Annotated in this window: 18 protein-coding genes; 8 read left to right on the top strand and 10 right to left on the bottom strand. The window is 54.9% G+C overall.

The annotated features are described in order from the left end of the window. Window positions 1–6: 6 nt before the first annotated feature. Complete coding sequence (locus LF95_RS02100; RefSeq protein ID WP_083607460.1) at window positions 7–714, bottom strand: class I SAM-dependent methyltransferase; 708 nt, start codon at window positions 712–714, stop codon at window positions 7–9. Between the two features lie 109 nt (window positions 715–823). Next, window positions 824–1768: a 4-hydroxybenzoate octaprenyltransferase gene (gene ubiA, locus LF95_RS02105; protein WP_073953463.1), complete on the bottom strand. Its 945-nt coding sequence runs from the start codon at window positions 1766–1768 to the stop codon at window positions 824–826. Between the two features lie 58 nt (window positions 1769–1826). Here ubiA and LF95_RS02110 point away from each other — a divergent pair, with 58 nt between their 5' ends. From LF95_RS02110 to fumC, 4 genes are all read left to right on the top strand, one after another. Further along, window positions 1827–2627, top strand: coding sequence for a 16S rRNA (uracil(1498)-N(3))-methyltransferase (locus LF95_RS02110; RefSeq protein WP_073953464.1), 801 nt, complete (start codon window positions 1827–1829; stop codon window positions 2625–2627). Window positions 2628–2638: 11 nt separating this feature from the next. Continuing rightward, window positions 2639–4009 carry a glutamate--cysteine ligase gene (locus LF95_RS02115; RefSeq protein ID WP_073953465.1) on the top strand — a complete coding sequence of 457 codons (1371 nt, stop codon included), beginning with the start codon at window positions 2639–2641 and terminating at the stop codon, window positions 4007–4009. Between the two features lie 107 nt (window positions 4010–4116). Continuing rightward, window positions 4117–4419 carry a chorismate mutase gene (locus tag LF95_RS02120; protein WP_073953466.1) on the top strand — a complete coding sequence of 101 codons (303 nt, stop codon included), beginning with the start codon at window positions 4117–4119 and terminating at the stop codon, window positions 4417–4419. Window positions 4420–4541: 122 nt separating this feature from the next. Then, window positions 4542–5933, top strand: a complete 1392-nt coding sequence (gene fumC, locus LF95_RS02125; RefSeq protein WP_073954773.1) for a class II fumarate hydratase — start codon at window positions 4542–4544, stop codon at window positions 5931–5933. 75 nt (window positions 5934–6008) lie between these two features. Here the strand turns inward: fumC and LF95_RS02130 are convergent, their stop codons facing one another. Next, the gene (locus tag LF95_RS02130; protein ID WP_083607462.1) at window positions 6009–6485 is read right to left on the bottom strand and encodes a DUF2867 domain-containing protein; all 477 of its coding nucleotides are present in this window, start codon (window positions 6483–6485) and stop codon (window positions 6009–6011) included. Between the two features lie 251 nt (window positions 6486–6736). Between LF95_RS02130 and LF95_RS02135 the strand changes: the two genes are divergently transcribed. From LF95_RS02135 to LF95_RS02150, 4 genes are all read left to right on the top strand, one after another. After that, window positions 6737–7258: a DUF2946 family protein gene (locus tag LF95_RS02135; protein WP_143181916.1), complete on the top strand. Its 522-nt coding sequence runs from the start codon at window positions 6737–6739 to the stop codon at window positions 7256–7258. Window positions 7259–7298: 40 nt separating this feature from the next. Further along, on the top strand, window positions 7299–7835 hold the full coding sequence (locus tag LF95_RS02140; RefSeq protein ID WP_073953468.1) for a copper chaperone PCu(A)C: 537 nt from the start codon (window positions 7299–7301) through the stop codon (window positions 7833–7835). A 111-nt stretch (window positions 7836–7946) separates the two neighbouring features. Next, window positions 7947–8441 (top strand): cupin domain-containing protein, encoded by a 495-nt coding sequence (locus LF95_RS02145; RefSeq protein WP_073953469.1) that lies wholly within the window; start codon window positions 7947–7949, stop codon window positions 8439–8441. A 48-nt stretch (window positions 8442–8489) separates the two neighbouring features. Next, window positions 8490–9134, top strand: a complete 645-nt coding sequence (locus LF95_RS02150) for a LysE family translocator (RefSeq protein WP_073953470.1) — start codon at window positions 8490–8492, stop codon at window positions 9132–9134. 124 nt (window positions 9135–9258) lie between these two features. Here the strand turns inward: LF95_RS02150 and LF95_RS02155 are convergent, their stop codons facing one another. The 7 genes from LF95_RS02155 to LF95_RS02185 form a co-directional block, all read right to left on the bottom strand. Further along, entirely contained in the window at window positions 9259–9609 is a 351-nt protein-coding gene (locus LF95_RS02155; RefSeq protein ID WP_083607463.1) for a hypothetical protein, read from the bottom strand. A gap of 191 nt (window positions 9610–9800) precedes the next feature. Further along, window positions 9801–11702: a flavin monoamine oxidase family protein gene (locus LF95_RS02160; protein WP_083607464.1), complete on the bottom strand. Its 1902-nt coding sequence runs from the start codon at window positions 11700–11702 to the stop codon at window positions 9801–9803. 286 nt (window positions 11703–11988) lie between these two features. Continuing rightward, on the bottom strand, window positions 11989–12984 hold the full coding sequence (locus LF95_RS02165; RefSeq protein WP_073953473.1) for a peptide ABC transporter ATP-binding protein: 996 nt from the start codon (window positions 12982–12984) through the stop codon (window positions 11989–11991). After that, window positions 12984–13973, bottom strand: coding sequence for a dipeptide ABC transporter ATP-binding protein (gene dppD, locus LF95_RS02170; RefSeq protein ID WP_073953474.1), 990 nt, complete (start codon window positions 13971–13973; stop codon window positions 12984–12986). Before dppD ends, LF95_RS02165 begins: the two co-directional genes overlap by 1 nt. A 6-nt stretch (window positions 13974–13979) precedes the next feature. Beyond that, the gene (locus tag LF95_RS02175; protein WP_073953475.1) at window positions 13980–14924 is read right to left on the bottom strand and encodes an ABC transporter permease subunit; all 945 of its coding nucleotides are present in this window, start codon (window positions 14922–14924) and stop codon (window positions 13980–13982) included. A gap of 14 nt (window positions 14925–14938) precedes the next feature. Then, window positions 14939–15949: an ABC transporter permease subunit gene (locus LF95_RS02180; protein ID WP_073953476.1), complete on the bottom strand. Its 1011-nt coding sequence runs from the start codon at window positions 15947–15949 to the stop codon at window positions 14939–14941. A gap of 129 nt (window positions 15950–16078) precedes the next feature. Next, entirely contained in the window at window positions 16079–17686 is a 1608-nt protein-coding gene (locus tag LF95_RS02185; RefSeq protein WP_073953477.1) for an ABC transporter substrate-binding protein, read from the bottom strand. Window positions 17687–17695: the final 9 nt, after the last annotated feature.

Raw genomic sequence — 17695 nt, forward strand, 5'->3', positions numbered from 1 at the left:
GCCCTGTTAAAAGCCACGATCCGGCAGTAATTGCCATACGCGGGTGAATTTAGTTTCTTTATCCTCGACCGCAACATCAACCGGCACGTCATAAGTTTCCAGCTCGTCGATATTGCGCGTCGGGGCATAGGTGCGGCCGGGGTCAGCTAGGATAACCCGTGTGCCCAGCAACGCTTCGCCCATCAGCCATTTTAAAACCGCATCGGCCATGTCCTGCTGGTAACAGACATCACCGGCAAAAATCACATCCCAGCGTTTTTCCGGCCCGTTTTCACCCACAAGGTTATCGGTCACGGTGGCAAAGCTGACATTGTTGCGTGCCGCATTCAGCCGGGTGGCGGTAATGGCAACCGGGTCAATGTCGTTTGCGGTCACGTCGGCGGCTCCCATCATGGTCGCGGCAATGGCCTGCATCCCGCCGCCACAGGCAAAATCCAGCACCTTTTTGCCGCGAACCAGTTCGGGGTTATCCAGGATATAGCGGGTAATGGCCTGCCCGCCGGGCCAGGCAAAGGCCCAAAAAGGTGGGGGAATATCGAGCACACCCAAAATATCCTCGGTCGCCTGCCATAGCGGCGTGATGTGGGTTGCCAGATACATTTCAATTTCTGGCGCCAGCGGCACACGCGCCGGCACGGTAAAGGTGGCAATCAGCTCGGCAAATTGCGGATCATCCACCTGGGGGACCAGCGCATCGGCAAAGACATTTTCCATTGTGCGCGTTTTCCTGTGTTACCGCGATAAGGCTGCGCCCACTTACGTGTTTTGTACCTATCATGCAACAGCCATGATAGGGGCATGATAGGGGAACGAGGAGGGGACGTTAAAATGCCCCGCTATGGCCGACCACGTTGGCAATGATGATGGCAGCCGTAATCATCAGGGCAAAATCGCGGTTGGACTTAAACCGTTTCAGGCAATTGGCGGCATCGTTTAGATCCACCGTTTTGACCTGCCAGACCAGATGCAGGCAGCTTGCGGCCAGAAGCGGGAAATAAATCCAGTGCAGCCCGGCAAGGCCCCCTGCAACCGCCAGCATCGAAGCTGTAACGCAATAAAACCCCAATGCCCATTGTGGTGTGGTATCACCTAGGCGGAGTGCGAGCGATTTGACGCCGATTTTAATGTCGTCATCCTTGTCCTGGTGGGCATAGATGGTGTCGTAACCCAGCGTCCAGAAAATGCCGCCAATATACATGGCAACGGCGGCCGGCGCGATGGTGCCGGTGACGGCAGCCCAACCGACAAACGCGCCCCAGTTAAAGGTCAGCCCCAAAAACGCCTGCGGCCAATAGGTGATGCGTTTCATAAACGGATAGGTAAAGACCAGCGGCAGCGAACAGATGCCAACAATTATCGCTTCGATACGAAACTGGACCAGCACAGCAAGGCCGATCAGCAATAACAGGCATAAAAAGGCAAAAGCCTGCCAGATTTTAACCTGGCCCGAGGGTATGGGGCGGGTCGCGGTGCGTTCCACCTTGCCATCATAATTGCGATCCGCCAGGTCATTTACCACACAGCCTGCCCCGCGCATGACAAGGGCACCAATGGCAAACAGCACAAACATCAACCAGTTCGGCGCGCCGTCGGATGCCATCGCGGTGGACCACCAACAGGGCAGTAAGACAAGCCATGTGCCAATCGGCCGGTCCATGCGCGCCAGCTTCAGATAGGGCCGCATGGGGGCGGGCATGTATTTATCAACCCAGCCATCGGTCGGCATATCGTTTTTCGTCCGATTTAACGGTTGGTTGACCTGTGCCATAATAACCCTAAACCTTGTAAGATGTTTGCCAGTTTCAAATCTGTTCCGGGAAGGCCCGATGCACCAAGATACACCACGCGCCCGCCAAAGACTGTTCGTTTCCGATGCCATCACCGCCGGGGCGGAAATGGCATTGTCGCCCGAACAGTCTCATTACCTTGAACATGTCATGCGCCTCAAGCCCGGAACGCCGGTAAAAATATTTAATGGGGCCGATGGCGAATGGCTGGCCACCATTTCCGAACTGCGCAAAAAGAAGGGCGCTGTTACGGTTGAAAGCCGCTTGCGTGACCAGCAAAACAGCACAGGGCCAGCCTTGGCCTTTGCGCCGATCAAAAAACAGCGCCTGGATTTCCTGATTGAAAAATCGGTTGAACTGGGTGTGACGCGCCTGATGCCCATTATCACCGCGCACAGCATTACCGACAAGGTACGGCTGGATCGCCTGCAGGCCCAGGTGATCGAGGCCGCCGAACAAAGCGAACGCCTTGATGTGCCCGAAATTGATGCGCCGGTAAAATTATATGACTGGCTGGCAAATTGGCCGGAAAACAGCCACTTGCTGTTTTGTGATGAAACTGGCTCGGGATCACCGATTGGTGAATATCTGACAGAATCCTTGGCAAAACCTGCTGGCTCGGTTATCGACAACAACAATGTTGTTAACCATACACTCGTGATAGGACCCGAAGGCGGCTTTGCCCCAGACGAAATAGACCGGATCAGAAAACAGTCCTTTGCCACGGCTGTCAGCCTTGGCCCGCGCATTTTGCGGGCCGAGACGGCAGCCATTGCCGCATTGGCAGTTTATCAGGACCGGATCGGCGACTGGTCAACCCGCCCCGTCACGAGAGATTAAGGAAGACCCTTATGAGTGTCAGTGCCGCTACCGGGGACAGCCCGGAAATTGAAAGCCGGGCGCAGCTTGTGGAATGGTTCGAGTCCGGGTGTAAACCCAAACGTGACTGGGCCATTGGAACCGAGCACGAAAAATTTGCCTTCACCCGCGAAGATTTGCGCCCGATCCCCTATGAAGGGGAACGCGGTGTCAAAGCCCTGTTGACCGCCCTTGCCGAGCGTTTTGACTGGGACCCGATCCTTGAAAATGGCAACGTGATTGCACTTTCCAAGGAAAAATGTTCCGTCTCGCTGGAGCCGGGCGGGCAGATTGAACTTTCCGGCGCGCCGCTTAAAAATATTCACCAGACCTGTGGTGAAGTGCACCAGCACCTGCATGAAATTCGCGAAGTTTGTGCCGGGCTGGATATTGATATGCTCGGTGTCGGACATAACCCAAAATGGGCGCGCGATGACATCCCCTGGATGCCCAAGGGGCGGTATGACATCATGGGCAAATACATGCCCAAGGTGGGCACGCTGGGCCTGGATATGATGCTGCGCACCTCGACCATTCAGGTCAATCTGGATTTCGACTCCGAATCCGACATGGCGCAGAAATTCCGCACGTCCCTGGCATTGCAGCCGGTGGCAACCGCCCTGTTTGCCGCATCGCCCTTTGTTGATGGCAAACCCAGCGGGTATCTGTCGTCACGGTCCCATGTCTGGACCGATACCGACCCGGACCGTTGCGGCATGCTGCCTTTCGTGTTCGAGGATGGTTTCGGCTTTGAACGCTATGTCGAATATATGCTCGATGTACCGATGTATTTTGTTTATCGCGATGGCAAATATATCGATGCGTCTGGCAAGTCGTTCCGCGATTTCATGGCTGGCAAGCTTGATGTGCTGCCCGGTGAACGCCCGACCATGAATGACTGGTCGGACCATATGACAACCGCGTTTCCCGAAGTGCGCCTGAAAAAGTTCCTTGAAATGCGCGGGGCCGATGGCGGGCCGTGGCGGCGTATTTGTGCCTTGCCGGCCCTGTGGGTTGGCCTGCTTTATGACAGTGCCAGCCTGGATGCGGCCTGGGATCTGGTCAAGGATCTGAGCGTTGCCGAACGCGAAGCACTGCGTAATGACGTGCCGCGTCTTGGTATGCAGACACCGTTTAAAAACGGGACTGTTCAGGATTTGGCAAAGGATGTTTTGGCGATTTCCAAACAGGGCCTGAAAAACCGGGCCAAGCTGGATGGCTATGGCGATGATGAAAGCCATTTTCTGGAAAGCCTGGAGGATGTCGCCGAGAGTGGTCGCACGCTTGCCGATGAATTTCTTGATCTTTACGAAACCCGTTGGGAAGGGTCGGTTGATCCGCTGTTTCGTGAATACGCCTATTGATTTGAAGGCTGTATTAAAATGCTTCAAGGGCGGTGGTAAATCCACCGCCCTTGTTGTATCAGGCTGTAAATCCAATCTGTTTGCCCACCGAAAAAGGATGCCGGGTTATGAAAGCTGTGCCGTGTGAAACCATGCAGGAAGTCCGCGAGAATGTGGACCGTCTTGATCGGGTTTTGGTGGGCTTGCTTGCTGAACGGCTGGGCTATATCGAACAGGCGGCCCGCATCAAACAGTCCCGCGATGCCGTGCGTGATGAAGACCGTATCGAGGACGTAATTGCCAAGGTCAAAGCCCAGTGCAAAATTGACGGGCTGGATGAAAACATTGCCGAACGCCTGTGGCGCTTCATGATGGAAGATTACATCGCCCATGAGTTTGTTAAATGGGACGAAATCCGCAAAGACGGCTAAATCGCGGATCATAAACAACAAAATCCTGCCTGCCGCTGGCGCTTGAAAAACCCGGTACTATATCTGGCGCAATGCCGGGTTCCCGCCCCGGTCAGTATGTTCTGACACGGAGGATTTTTATTGTGACCAATCAAACCAGCACCCGTACTGAAAAGGATACGATGGGCGAAATCGAGGTTCCGTCGGATCGGTATTGGGGCGCGCAGACCCAGCGTTCAAGCGAGAATTTCCGCATTGGCGGCGAAAAGATGCCCGAAGCCCTGATCCGCGCCTTTGGCCTGCAAAAGCTGGCAGCGGCACGGGCCAACCTGGCCTTGGGTAATTTGGAACCAAAAATTGCCGATGTTATTCAGGCTGCCGCCCGCGAGGTGGCCGATGGCAAACTGTCGGATCATTTCCCGCTGGTGGTATGGCAAACCGGCAGTGGCACGCAAACCAACATGAATGCCAACGAGGTGATTGCCAATCGCGCCTGTGAATATCTGGGCGCACCAATGGGGCAGCGTGAACCGGTCCACCCCAATGACCATGTCAATCGCGGGCAATCCTCGAATGACAGTTTCCCAACCGCCATGCACATTGCCGCGGTGATCGAGATCGAGGAACGTTTAAAACCAGCCCTGCGTCATTTGCGCGAAACGCTGGAGGCCAAAAGCAACGCCTTTGCGAAAATCGTCAAAATTGGCCGCACCCATATGCAGGATGCCGTACCGGTAACTTTGGGCCAGGAATTTTCCGGTTACGCCGCCCAAATCGAACTGGGCCTGGATCGTATCGAAGATGCCCTGAAACGCCTGACCAAACTGGCCCAGGGCGGCACAGCACTTGGCACCGGCCTCAATGCGCCCGAAGGGTTTGACGAACAGTTCGCCCAGGAAATCAGCAGCCTGACTGGTCTGAAGTTCGAGACCGCAGCCAACAAGTTTGAGGCCCTGGCGGCCCATGATGCCTGTGTTGAAATGTCGGGTGTGATGAATGTGCTGGCCGCATCCCTGATGAAAATTGGCAATGACATTCGCCTGCTGGGCTCTGGTCCGCGTTGCGGGCTGGGTGAATTGATTTTGCCCGCCAATGAACCGGGGTCGTCGATTATGCCGGGCAAGGTCAACCCGACCCAGGCCGAAGCCCTGACAATGGTTTGTGCCCAGGTGATGGGCAACCATGTTACCGTGTCGGTGGCGGGCTCCAATGGGCACTTGGACCTGAATGTATTCAAGCCGGTGATCATTTATAACCTGCTGCAATCCATCCGTTTGATTGCCGATGCGTCGGTCAGCTTTGCCGATCATTGCATTGCCGGGATCGAAGCGGACGAAGAAAAGATTAAAATCTATGTCGAACAAAGCCTGATGCTGGTCACCGCCCTTGCCCCGCATATTGGCTATGATAATGCCGCCGCCGTTGCCAAAAAGGCGCATAAGGACCGGTCCAGCCTGAAGGAAGCCGCCGTGGCGCTGGGGCATTTGGATGCCGAAAAATTTGATGAACTGGTGCGCGCCGAAGACATGATCTGACCTGGCTTTATCCAGGCCGTGATACGGCAATGATTTTAGCTTTTATTTGGCCGGGTTGTTAACGCCCGGCCATTTTTATTGCGGAAACGCCGCCTTAAGCATGGTGGGAACAATGACCCGGTGAAACGGCATGATGGTTGCCAGATAGGCACGGCCAAACATGTTGTGGCGCTTTGTCAGTGTTGTGGTTCGGATCAGGGTTTGGTCGGGGCTGTCATGTTGAACTTCCACCACCAGCCTGAAATCAAGGTGCTTGTCATCCAGGCCCAGCGTGATGGAGTTTTCTGATCGCGCCATGATGGGAAAAATGCCGATAATATTTGGGTCTGTGCTGTCCCTTGCCCCCGATTTCAAGCCAAACGGACGAACGACCAGATCGCGAAACCGCATTAAATGCACAACCCAGTCTGGTCTGTTCGACATGATTTTGTGAGCAGCCATTTCGGGCGTGATGGCGTGGCTTGATGTGCGAATGGCAAAGGCATCGGCCCAGTCGGCATTTGGCATGGCAACATGCGGCAGGGAGACCGGAACAAAAGAGGGTTGGGCCACTTGGCAATCCTTTTTGGATGAGGCGATGCGGCACTAAAGAACTGTCGCATCAAGTGGCAAAACCATATCGATAAAATGCTGATTTGTCTGGTTTTATGCGGTTTTTCCCGGTTTTTGTGTGATGGCACATGCAAAAATCCCTGAAAAATTGCGCTGATTAGAATTTAATAGCGCCGAATTGATATAGGATATTGCCGGGAAACCATCGATTGGGCATATCTTTTCTCATGACAGCAGGAATTTCAGCATGTTTGTCGTTTCCTGCCACAATGCCCCTGGCAATGCTGGCACGGTTACGACGCACCCTGGACGGTGTTCAATGCTCCCCGCAACATGGTCTGCGGGTGTGGGGGCTGATTCTTGTTGTCTTGCTGGCCTCCCTGACACAGGCGGGTGTCCCGCTTGCCCTGCATGGGGCAGATGGCAGCGGGCCAGGCTCCCGGCAGGCTGCTTCGGATATTATTTATATCTGTACCGGCAGCGGCATACAGCCTGTTCGTCTTTCGTCAATTGGGGATGGTCAAACGGGTATTCCCGCCACACTGGCGAGTGATGGTGACGATACCCGATCTGGCGGCAAACCCGCCGCGTCACATGCCTTTTGTGCCCATTGTGCCTTTTGTCATGTGCTGCCGGTTGTGATGACCGGTTTTTGGTGGTCGCATCCTGTTGGGCAAATCCGCTTTGTGGTTTTCCCGGTGGGGGTTGATGCGCGCTATATCATGGCGTCTTATGGTTTTGATGCTAGGGGGCCGCCTGTCGTTCCTGCCTGAACTTCCCTTACATTATTTACATTCAGACAGGTAGAGCATCATGCGTAAATCATTCTTCGCCGGGGCCACAATTGCCGCAGCTTTGCTGGCATCGTTTCCGGCTTTTGCCAATGACATTTCCATTTCAAATGCCTGGAGCAAAGAATCCATTGGCCGTGTGCCCAATGGGGCCGTGTTTTTCAATATTGAAAATGCCGGTGCCGAGGACCGGGTTATTGGCGCAACATCCGATCTGGCGGACAGAACCGAGCTGCATACCCACATCATGGACGGGAATGTGATGAAGATGCGCCAGGTGAAAGACGGTGTGGCGGTACCCGCCCACGGGGCCGTGGCCTTTAAGCCGGGCAGTTATCATGTGATGTTATTGGGCCTGCATGATCCGCTCAAGGCGGGGCAGCATATTGCCTTGACCCTGCAATTTGAAAAGGCAGGCGATGTTCCGGTGGATGCCAAAGTTCTCACCCTTGATGACGCCTCCAAAATGGCGGTGCCTGGTACCATGAACATGAATGCGAAACAGGGCATGAAAGGTGCGATGGATCCTTCCGGTGGCATGGGCAAAATGAAAAACTGACGGCTGTAATGAACGGCAGTTGACAGATAGTGAAAAAAGGGGAGGCGGATTGAACTGCCTCCCTTTTGCCGTCATGATCGATTTTTGTTTTCTGATCAGGACGATGCCCCGATGCCCACAATTGACGAACTGATTGCCCGGCTGAACCTGGTGCCGCATCCCGAAGGCGGTTATTTCGCCGAAACATTTCGTGCCAGCGAAACCACCAATCCCGCCGGGCGCTATCCGGCGGCGCGCGCGACGGGCACGGCGATATATTATCTTTTAACCCCTGATACCTTTTCGGGGATGCACATCCTGACCTCCGACGAGATTTTTCATTTCTATATGGGCGACGCGGTGGAGCAACTTCAGCTTTTTGCCGATGGCCGCCACGCCCTTGTTGAAATTGGCACCGACATTACCGCCGGGCAGCGCCCGCAAAGGGTGGTGCCAAAAAATGTCTGGCAGGGTGCGCGTTTAAAACCGGGCGGCACATTTGCCCTGCTGGGCTGTACCGTGGCCCCGGGATTTGACTTTGCCGATTTTTCGATGGGCAAACGCGCCGACCTTGTGGCCCGCTGGCCCGCGGCGCGCGATATGATAACGGCCTTGACCCGGGACTGATTTTAAGGCGCAATTATCAGAATAACTTTGTGGCGGATCGGGGGGAAGATGTCGTTAGATACATGGCTGGTTTTTATGGGCGCGGCCTTTGCGCTGTCCATCGCGCCAGGGCCCAATAACCTGATGGCAATGTTTAATGGCGCACGTTATGGCGTTGGGGCCTCTGCCTTTGGCGGTATTGGCCGTTTGATTGCATTTGCCCTGATGATTGCCATTACCGCAACCGGGCTTGGCGTGGTGCTGGCAACCAGCGAACTTGCCTTTGTCGTCATCAAATGGGCCGGGGCAGCCTATCTGGTTTATCTGGGCATCAAAACCTGGCGCAGCACTGTTGCATCGGCAAATACGGACGATGCGGCCCCCGCCGAAGACGCGGTTTTGGGGCGGCGTCCGCGCGCCATTGACCTGGCCCGGCGGGAATTTTTAACCGCAATGGGGAATCCCAAGGCGATCCTTATTTTCACGGCATTTTTCCCGCAATTTTTGAATGCACAGCATTCCTACGGCCTGCAATTTGCCATTATGGGCGTGACGTTCCTGGCAATGGAGGCCTGCGTATTAATGGCCTATGGTTTGGTGGGCGGGCAGGTAAAGGGCTTTGTGCGCTCTGCCCGGCATTTGCGCATTTTAAACCGTGTGAGTGGCGGTGTGCTCATTGGTGCGGGGGCGATGCTGGCTGCCGCGCGTCGCTAATTGGTTTGTGTTGCAAGCGGGCTGAAGTTGAAAATGTAACATTGCTGGCGATGTCTGGCGATGTCTGGTGATGGCAGGTAAAAAACGGGCTGTCGGTCTTGGCAGCCCGTTTTGTTTGGATAAATTAAGTGCTGCTGCCAAAGAGGCTCATCAGGCAGGTGACGAATAGAACCAGTGTTAAAATGGCTAAAATATAGGCCCAATACCGTACCTTGATGAAAAAGATGCTATCACCGCGTTTAAGCAACACCAATTCCCCGGTTTTTTCGTCGCGCAATTCGCGGCCCTTGTCGGAACGTTCCAGCCAGCGCACGGTTTGGAACGCGGCCAGTGTTGCGCCCAGCGCGACAATTGCGGGGAATATTTGTTGGGGAACAAATTGTTCCAGCAGTGCGCAGGCAAACATGGCAATCATCGCGCCAATCAATGCGCCCAAGGGCAGTAAAATGCCCCATCCTCTCCAGATTATAAACATGTAATCCTCTGTGTTTGCTGTTTTTATTTTTAAGCTCGATGCAGGGGATATATGACTCAGGATTGTTTTTCTGGAAACATGAAAGTGCAGGGGACAGGATAAATTTCACATTGCGGAGAAAAGGGACGCATTGGTGTGATGCGTCCCCTGGTGTCCTTTGGTGAAAATTGGTTTGTTTGCTGGTGGCAGGTTTAATTGCTACCGGTAAAACAGGCGCTGACGGCAAAGGCATTATTGGCCGGGTCCATTGCATGGGCGATGGCGTTTATGGCGCAATAGGCAGATGCCACCGACCCTTCCTGCCAGCCGGGCAGATAACTCCAGGTGTCGCCCGCGCAATAAAACCGGCTGTTTTTGGCAAAGGTCGTGATTTGTTTGTACACATCCGGGGTTTCGGTTGCCGTATCCGATGCCCAGCCGCCAACCTGGTGGGGCATATATTGCCAGGCAATCGACATGCCGTGACCCACCTTGTCCTCATTGCCCGGATGCAGCAGCGCCAATCCTTTTCGGGCTGTATCCAGGCGTTGCTGATTATTCATTTGCGCGTATTCCGCTGCGTTTTCGCCCCGGTTATAGGCCCCCGTCAGGATGCCGGTATGGGCGGTAAAATCTTCGGACGGATACCAGATCTGGCCGATTTTATTGGTGGTCCAGGAAATGCCGCCATAAATTTCATCTTCGGTTTCCCAGAACCGTTCCATGCCTTGCCAGCCGACCTTGATGGCAGGTGTCCAGAGGTTGGGGGTAGGGTCGCTATTGCCCCAGCTTCCGGTTTCTGAAAATGCTTGCAGGCCTCTGATAAACGGTCTGGGTGCGGCGGGATAATCCAGTACCTTTTGCAGCAAGGACGGTGCCATTGTAGAAATGCAGAAGTCAAATTTGACACCAATCCAGTTTTTTTCATTTTTAGGTGTGTAGCGAACTTGAATACTGTCTTCTCTGACGATGATATCCTGTGTCGGACTGTTCAGTGAAACAAGGTCGCCCACACGTGGGTCGGAACTGGCATTTTCCCGGTTACCATTAACGCGGGAATCAATTGCGCTGGCCGGAATTTTTTGCAGTAAAAGCTGCTGCCAGATCCGGTCCATGCCGCCGATGGGCTGCATCAGGGTGGGCTGCCAGTCGATATTGAAACTGTTAAACAGGAACGAGCCTGGTGAAAGTTCGGGGTTGGCATCGGCATCGCCAATGAATTGCGATTTTAAAATGTCATCCAGGCTTATTTGCGCCCGGCGTTTGCCACCATCGCGCCAGCCGCCGGGCATTTTATCGTACCCGGACCGGGGGGACCCGTTGAAGCGTCCTGCCTTGTCAAGGTCGCCAAACAGACGCGCGAGGTTTTCAAGCTGCTTTTTATCCGCATCGGAAAGGCTTTTACCCTGCAACATGCAGCCTTCACGAATGGCGCCATACATCATTTCGGCCATTTCACCATACAGGTTGTAGGTGACGTCGCCTATCGCTGCGGGGTTGCCATTATTATAGGTCGGGCTTTGCATCAGGTTGGACATGGACTGGAAAATATAGGTTTCCAGATCAACACCGATTTCCTGGCACAGGGCAATTAAATTAACATGGTTGGAGGGAATACGCCCCGGCCCCGCATTAAGAAACAACTCAACCGGGTCGCCCTGATAGCCAGCTTTTTGCCATTTATTATCCATGAAGCTACAGGTTTGTACTTCCGGTGCCGGGCTTTCTCGCCGTTCCTGATAGCGATCTGCATACATGGCGGGAAACAGATGGGCATCCTTGTGGTTTTTAAACCACCAGTCCTTATAATGCGTGTCGCTGGGGCGCGCTGTCAGGCTGCGGCCGCCGTAACGGCTGTCCGCCTCGAACACGGCAACCTTGAAACCGGCATTTGCCAGCCGATACGCCGCGGTTAACCCTGCAACCCCGGCACCAATGATGGCAACCGATTTGCCTTTGCCAAATCCCGGCGGCAAATCCGGCATTGTTGTTGGATAAGCCGCCTGGGCATTCCGAAAACCGGTTAAAAGTGACGGTGCGGCATAGGCCCCGGCCAGGGCTGTCAGCCCCTTTAAAATTGTGCGGCGCGAATAAGTGTGCTGAGACTTTGACATTGCTTTTCCCCATCCTGTTGCAGCGGCGATCCAGGTTAAAAATCCCGTATATATTTCAACTTTAAATCGAGAAAAATAATAGCGGCTATTAAGATTGGGTCTTCTCGATTGGATAGACTGGTTGACGCATCAACCTGAAATACGTGACGTTTTTGCAGTCTGTTTTTGGGGAAAACAAAAATTCAGACAGGAATGGATTACAAAAACCCAAGGGCGCAGTCAGTTAAACTGCGCCCTTGGGGGTGTTTTATGTTTGATCCGGCTGACCGGATCATACTGCGTCGTCTTAGCTAATTTCCTCGACCCGGTGGCAGGCCACCTCGCGGCCTTCAATCATGCGCAGTTCCGGGCGGACCTGGGCGCAATGCTCGGTCGCAAACGGGCAGCGTTTATGAAAGGCACAGCCTGAGGGCGGATTGATCGGCGAGGGGAGTTCGCCGGTCAGCGGTTCCGATTTGACGCGGTGAGCCGGGTCAATTTTCGGGGCTGATGCCAAAAGGGCGCGGGTGTATGGATGCAGCGGTCGGTTAAACAGATCTTCGGTCGGGCCTTTTTCGGCAACCCGGCCCAGATACATCACCATCACATCATCGGCAATGTGCCGGACCACCGACAGGTCATGCGAAATGAAAACATAGGCGACATTCATTTCATCCTGCAGGTCCATCATCAGGTTTAAAACCTGGGCCTGCACCGAAACGTCGAGGGCCGAAACCGGCTCGTCCGCCACAATCACCTTGGGTTCCAGGATCAGTGCGCGGGCAATGGCAATACGCTGTCGTTGCCCGCCTGAAAACATGTGCGGGTACCGCCCGTAAAATTCCGGGCGCAGGCCCACCTTTGCCATTGTGTCCCGTACACGTTCCTGCCGTTCCTTGCTGCCCAGCTTTTCCATGTTCAGCAGAACCGGTTCTTCCAGAATTTGCCCGACCTTTTTACGCGGATTAAGCGACCCGTAAGGGTTCTGGAAAATCATTTGCACGGTGCGACGAAACAGCTTGGCATCCTTTTCCGAAAGGTTGCCCACTGCATCACCATTGATTTTAAGCGCGCCCGATGACGGCTTTTCAATCAGGGTCAATTGACGACCCAGGGTGGATTTGCCGCAGCCCGATTCACCGACCACCGCCAGGGTTTTACGGGATTCAAGCGAAAATGATACCCCGTCCAGCGCCTTGACCGTGGCGGTCTGTTTGCCCAGACCACCACCGACCGAATAATGCCGCGCCAGATTGTCGCATTCCATCAGGGCAACACCGGGTTTTGACTCAAGAAAGCTCATTATGCGATCCTCCCGGTCGGCTGGCCGTTATCATCAAGCGGATAGAAGCACCGCACATCGCGGCCATAATAATCACTTACCGCCGGCTGCTGGTTGATACACTTATCGGTGGCATAGCGGCACCGTGGTGCCAGCAGGCAGCCATCCGGGCGGTCATGGGCGCCGGGAACCACGCCGGGAATGGTGCGCAGGCGATCATGGCCTTCGGACCGTTCCGGCAGGGCTTCCAGCAATGCCTGGGTATAGGGGTGGCGCGGGGCGGCAAACAGGCCGTCCGCCGGGCCACTTTCAAATAATTGCCCCGCATACATCACCTGAATGCGGTCTGCCGCCTCCGAAACCAGGGCAAGGTCATGGGTGATCAGGATCAGGGCCATGTCGCTGTCGGCCTGCAATTTCAACAGCAAATCAATGATCTGGGCCTGAATGGTCACGTCAAGCGCGGTGGTCGGTTCGTCGGCCACCAGCAGGCGCGGGTTACAGGCAATGGCCATTGCAATCACGATACGCTGGCTCATCCCGCCCGAAAGCTGGTGCGGGTAGGCCGTCATGCGCGATTTCGGGTCAGGAATGCCCACCTGGTTCAAAAGGTCCAGTGTGCGTTCACGGCGCTGGCGTTTGTTCCCGCCTTCATGCACCTTCAGGGCTTCCATGATTTGCGCTTCAACCGTGTAACACGGGTTTAAGGCCGACATCGGGTCCTGAAAGATCATGGCAATGTCCTTGCCAGTGATTTTGCGGCGTTGGCGCGCGGGCATGCGCAACAAATCCTGCCCGTCAAAGGTCAGGCTGTCGGCGGTGACGCGGCCGGGATAGTCGATCAGTCCCATCAGGGCGAGCGAGCTTACGGACTTGCCCGAGCCCGATTCACCAACGATGCCCAGAACTTCCCCACGATCGACCGAATAGCTGACAGAATCAACAGCCCGAAACGGATTGTTTTCCGAGCCAAATTCGACCGACAGGTTTTTTACTTCTAACAATGCCATGACGATTTACCGCTTCATCTTGGGATCAAGGGCATCGCGCAGGCCATCCCCCATCAGGTTGAAGGCGAGCACGGTGATCAGGATGCACAGCCCGGGCAAGGTCACGATCCACCAGGCCGAACCCACGAATTCGCGGGCATTTGCCAGCATCGACCCCCATTCCGGCGTCGGTGCCTGGGCCCCCAGGCCCAGAAAGCCAAGGGCGGCTGCATCCAGAATGGCATTGGAAATGCCCAATGTGCCCTGCACGATCAGCGGGGCGGCACAGTTGGGCAGGATGTTGACAAACATCTGGCGCAGCGCACCGGCACCGGCAATTTGGGACGCAGTGACATATTCCTTGTTGAGCTCTGAAATCACCGAGGCACGGGTAAGGCGCACATAATGCGGCAACTGGACAATGGCGATGGCCAGCATCGCATTGGTCAGGCTGGGCCCAAGAATGGTGACAATCGCGAGCGCCAGAACCAGGCTGGGAATGGACAGCATGATGTCCATCACCCGCATGATGCCAACTTCAACCCAGCCCCGGAAATACCCGGCTGAAAGACCCAGGGTCACGCCAAAGACAACGGAAATGACAACAACGAACAGGCCGATAAAGACCGAAAGTTGCGCGCCATAAATCAGGCGCGACACCATGTCGCGGCCGACGGCATCCGTGCCCAGCAAATATTGTGCATTGCCGCCATCCTGCCAGGCTGGGGGCATCTGAATGGCAGAGCGATCCTGGGCAATGGGATCATGCGGGGCAACAACCTGGGCGAAAACGGCCAGAAAAACAACGATTGCCACGACAATCAGGCCTGCAAGCGCGCCCCGGTTCTGCCGGAAATAATGCCAGAATTCGGCCAGCGGCGAGGGCGGCTTTGCCACGATGCTCGCTTCAAGCTCCTGCAGGGCGGCATCATCCTGATCGGTCGATGTGGCGGGATTTGTGGGTGTATTCATAACTTTGCCATCCCTTAGCGCGTGTGACGAATGCGGGGATTGATCACGCTGTAGGTCAGATCCACCATAAGATTGACCATCATGATCATCATCGCGATCAGAAGAATACCGCCCTGAATGGTCGGATAATCACGACGGCTGACGGCTTCAACGATCCATTTGCCGATACCCGGCCAGGAAAAGATCGTTTCGGTCAAAATGGCACCTGCGACCAGCACGCTCACCTGAAGGCCAATCACGGTGACAACCGGGATCAGCGCATTGCGCAGGGCATGCACGATCACGACCTTGGCGGGGCTTAGCCCCTTGGCACGGGCGACACGGATATATTCCTCGCGCAGAACTTCCAGCATTGAAGAACGGGTCATGCGGGCAATGACAGCCATCGGAATGGTGCCCAGCGCGATGGCGGGCAAAATCAGATGCTCCACCGCATCAATAAATGCGCCCTTCTGGTCGCTCAGAAGCGTATCAATCAGCATGAAGCCGGTGGTCGGTTCGATAAAATACAGCACCGACAGGCGGCCTGAAACCGGTGTCCATCCCAGAAAGACGGAAAAGAACATGATCAGCATCGTCGCCCACCAGAAAATTGGCATCGAATAGCCAGCAAGCGAGATGGTCATGGTGGTATAATCAAAAATGCCGCCCCGGCGGACCGCGGCAATCACACCCAGCGGCAGGCCAACGACAAGCGCAAACAGGATCGCAACAACGCCAAGTTCAACCGTGGCCGGGAACAGCGTTATGAATTCTTCAAGGACGGGTTTTTTCGTCACAAACGATTTGCCAAGATCCCCCTGGAAAACGTCCAGAAGGTAATGGAAATATTGCATGATCAGAGGCTGATCAAAGCCGTATTGTGTCTTTAACTGCGCATAGCGCGCCGCATCAATACCGCGTTCACCGGCCATCATCAGGATGGGGTCGCCGGGAATCAGGCGGATCAGGAAGAAGACCAACAGGGTAACGCCGAGAAATGTCGGGACGATATCACCCAGTCTGCGGAAAAAGAATCCTAGCATGCCTTGGGGCCTTTTTGCTCATTCAGGCACGCAATGATTGTGCGCCCTTGAACGTTCTCTCTCTTGTTTTGTCCAGGAATGCGAAGAGGCCCGGAGAAAACCGGGCCTCTCGACATTATGATGGTGCGATTATTCCTTGATATCGACACCGTAGAAGATGTGACCGCCAAACGGGTCAATCTTGTAGTTTTCGACTTTAGAGCTGATCGGCTCGAACACGATCGAGTGTGCAATGGTTGCCCACGGGTCCTGTTCTTTGAACACAACCTGTGCCTGTTCATACAGGCGGGTACGTTCCAGAACGTCCGAGGTGGTCTTTGCCTGCTGAATCAGGTCGTCGAATTCCTTGTTGCACCAGCGCGAACGGTTGGACGACCCAACAGCATCACAACCCAGCAGAACGGCCAGGAAGTTGTCGGGGTCGCCGTTGTCACCGGTCCAGCCCATCAGGAAGGTGCCCTGTTCGCCCTTCTTGGTGCGTTCCAGATACTCGCCCCATTCATAGGAAACGATTTTCGCCTTGACGCCAATCTTGGCCCAGTCCGCCTGGATCATTTCGGCCATACGGCGTGCATTCGGGTTATAGGGGCGCTGTACCGGCATCGCCCAGATATCGGTTTCAAAACCGTCCGGGAAACCGGCATCGGCCAGCATCTTTTTGGCGGCTTCAGGGTCATAGGGGTCATCAACAACGTCGTTGTTATAAGACCAGATCGTCGGCGGAATCGGGTTTTTCGCCTTGGTACCGGCACCCTGATAGATGGCTTCGATGATGGCATCCCTGTTAATCGCCATCGTCAGCGCCTTGCGGACTTCGGTTTTGTCCAGCGGTGCTTTTTCGGTGTTGTAACCAAGATAGCCGATATTCAGGCCTTCCTGGCTCATCAGGTTGATCGACGGATCGGCATCCATCGCCTTGAGGTCGGCCGGGTTCGGATAGGGCACAACCTGGCATTCGCCCGCCTTGAGCTTCTGGAAGCGCACCGTGGCGTCCGGCGTGATGGCAAAGATCAGGTTGTCAATCGGTGCCTTGCCTTCCCAGTAGTCCGGGTTGGCTTTGTAACGGATCACGGCGTCTTTCTGATACTGAACAAACTGGAACGGGCCGGTGCCGACGGGCTGCAGGTCAACCTGTTCCGGGGTACCGGCTTCCATCATTTTATCGGCATATTCGGCCGACAGGATGGAGGCAAAGTCCATTGCCATATTGGCAATAAACGGTGCTTCCGGGCGGTTCAGAACGAATTTCACGGTGTAATCGTCAACTTTGACGATGTCCTTGATCAGTTCGGGCATCGACATGGCGTTGAAATATTCGTACGAGCCGCCGCTGACGCCATGATAGGGATTTTCTTTGTCCCACATGCGGTCAAAGGAATACATCACGTCGTCGGCGTTGAAATCGCGGGTCGGCGTGAAGAAGCTGGTGGTCTGAAACTTCACACCTTTGCGCAGATGGAAGGTGTATTCCATGCCGTCAGCCGAAACATCCCAGTTGGTGGCCAGGCCCGGAACGATGGTGGTCGTGCCACGCTTGAACTGGACCAGACGGTTAAAGATGTTCTTTGACGTCGCATCAAAGGTGGTACCCGTGGTGTAAAGCTGCGGGTTGAAGCCTTCCGGGCTTGCTTCCGAGCAATAAACCAGGGTTTTTGCCGAAGCGGCGCTCGGTGCGGCCCAGGCCGTCGTCGCAACAAGGGCCGCGCCCAAAGTCGCTTTGACCAAAGTCGATTTCATTTATATGCC

The organism is Thalassospira sp. TSL5-1 (assembly GCF_001907695.1).
Lineage (GTDB): Bacteria > Pseudomonadota > Alphaproteobacteria > Rhodospirillales > Thalassospiraceae > Thalassospira.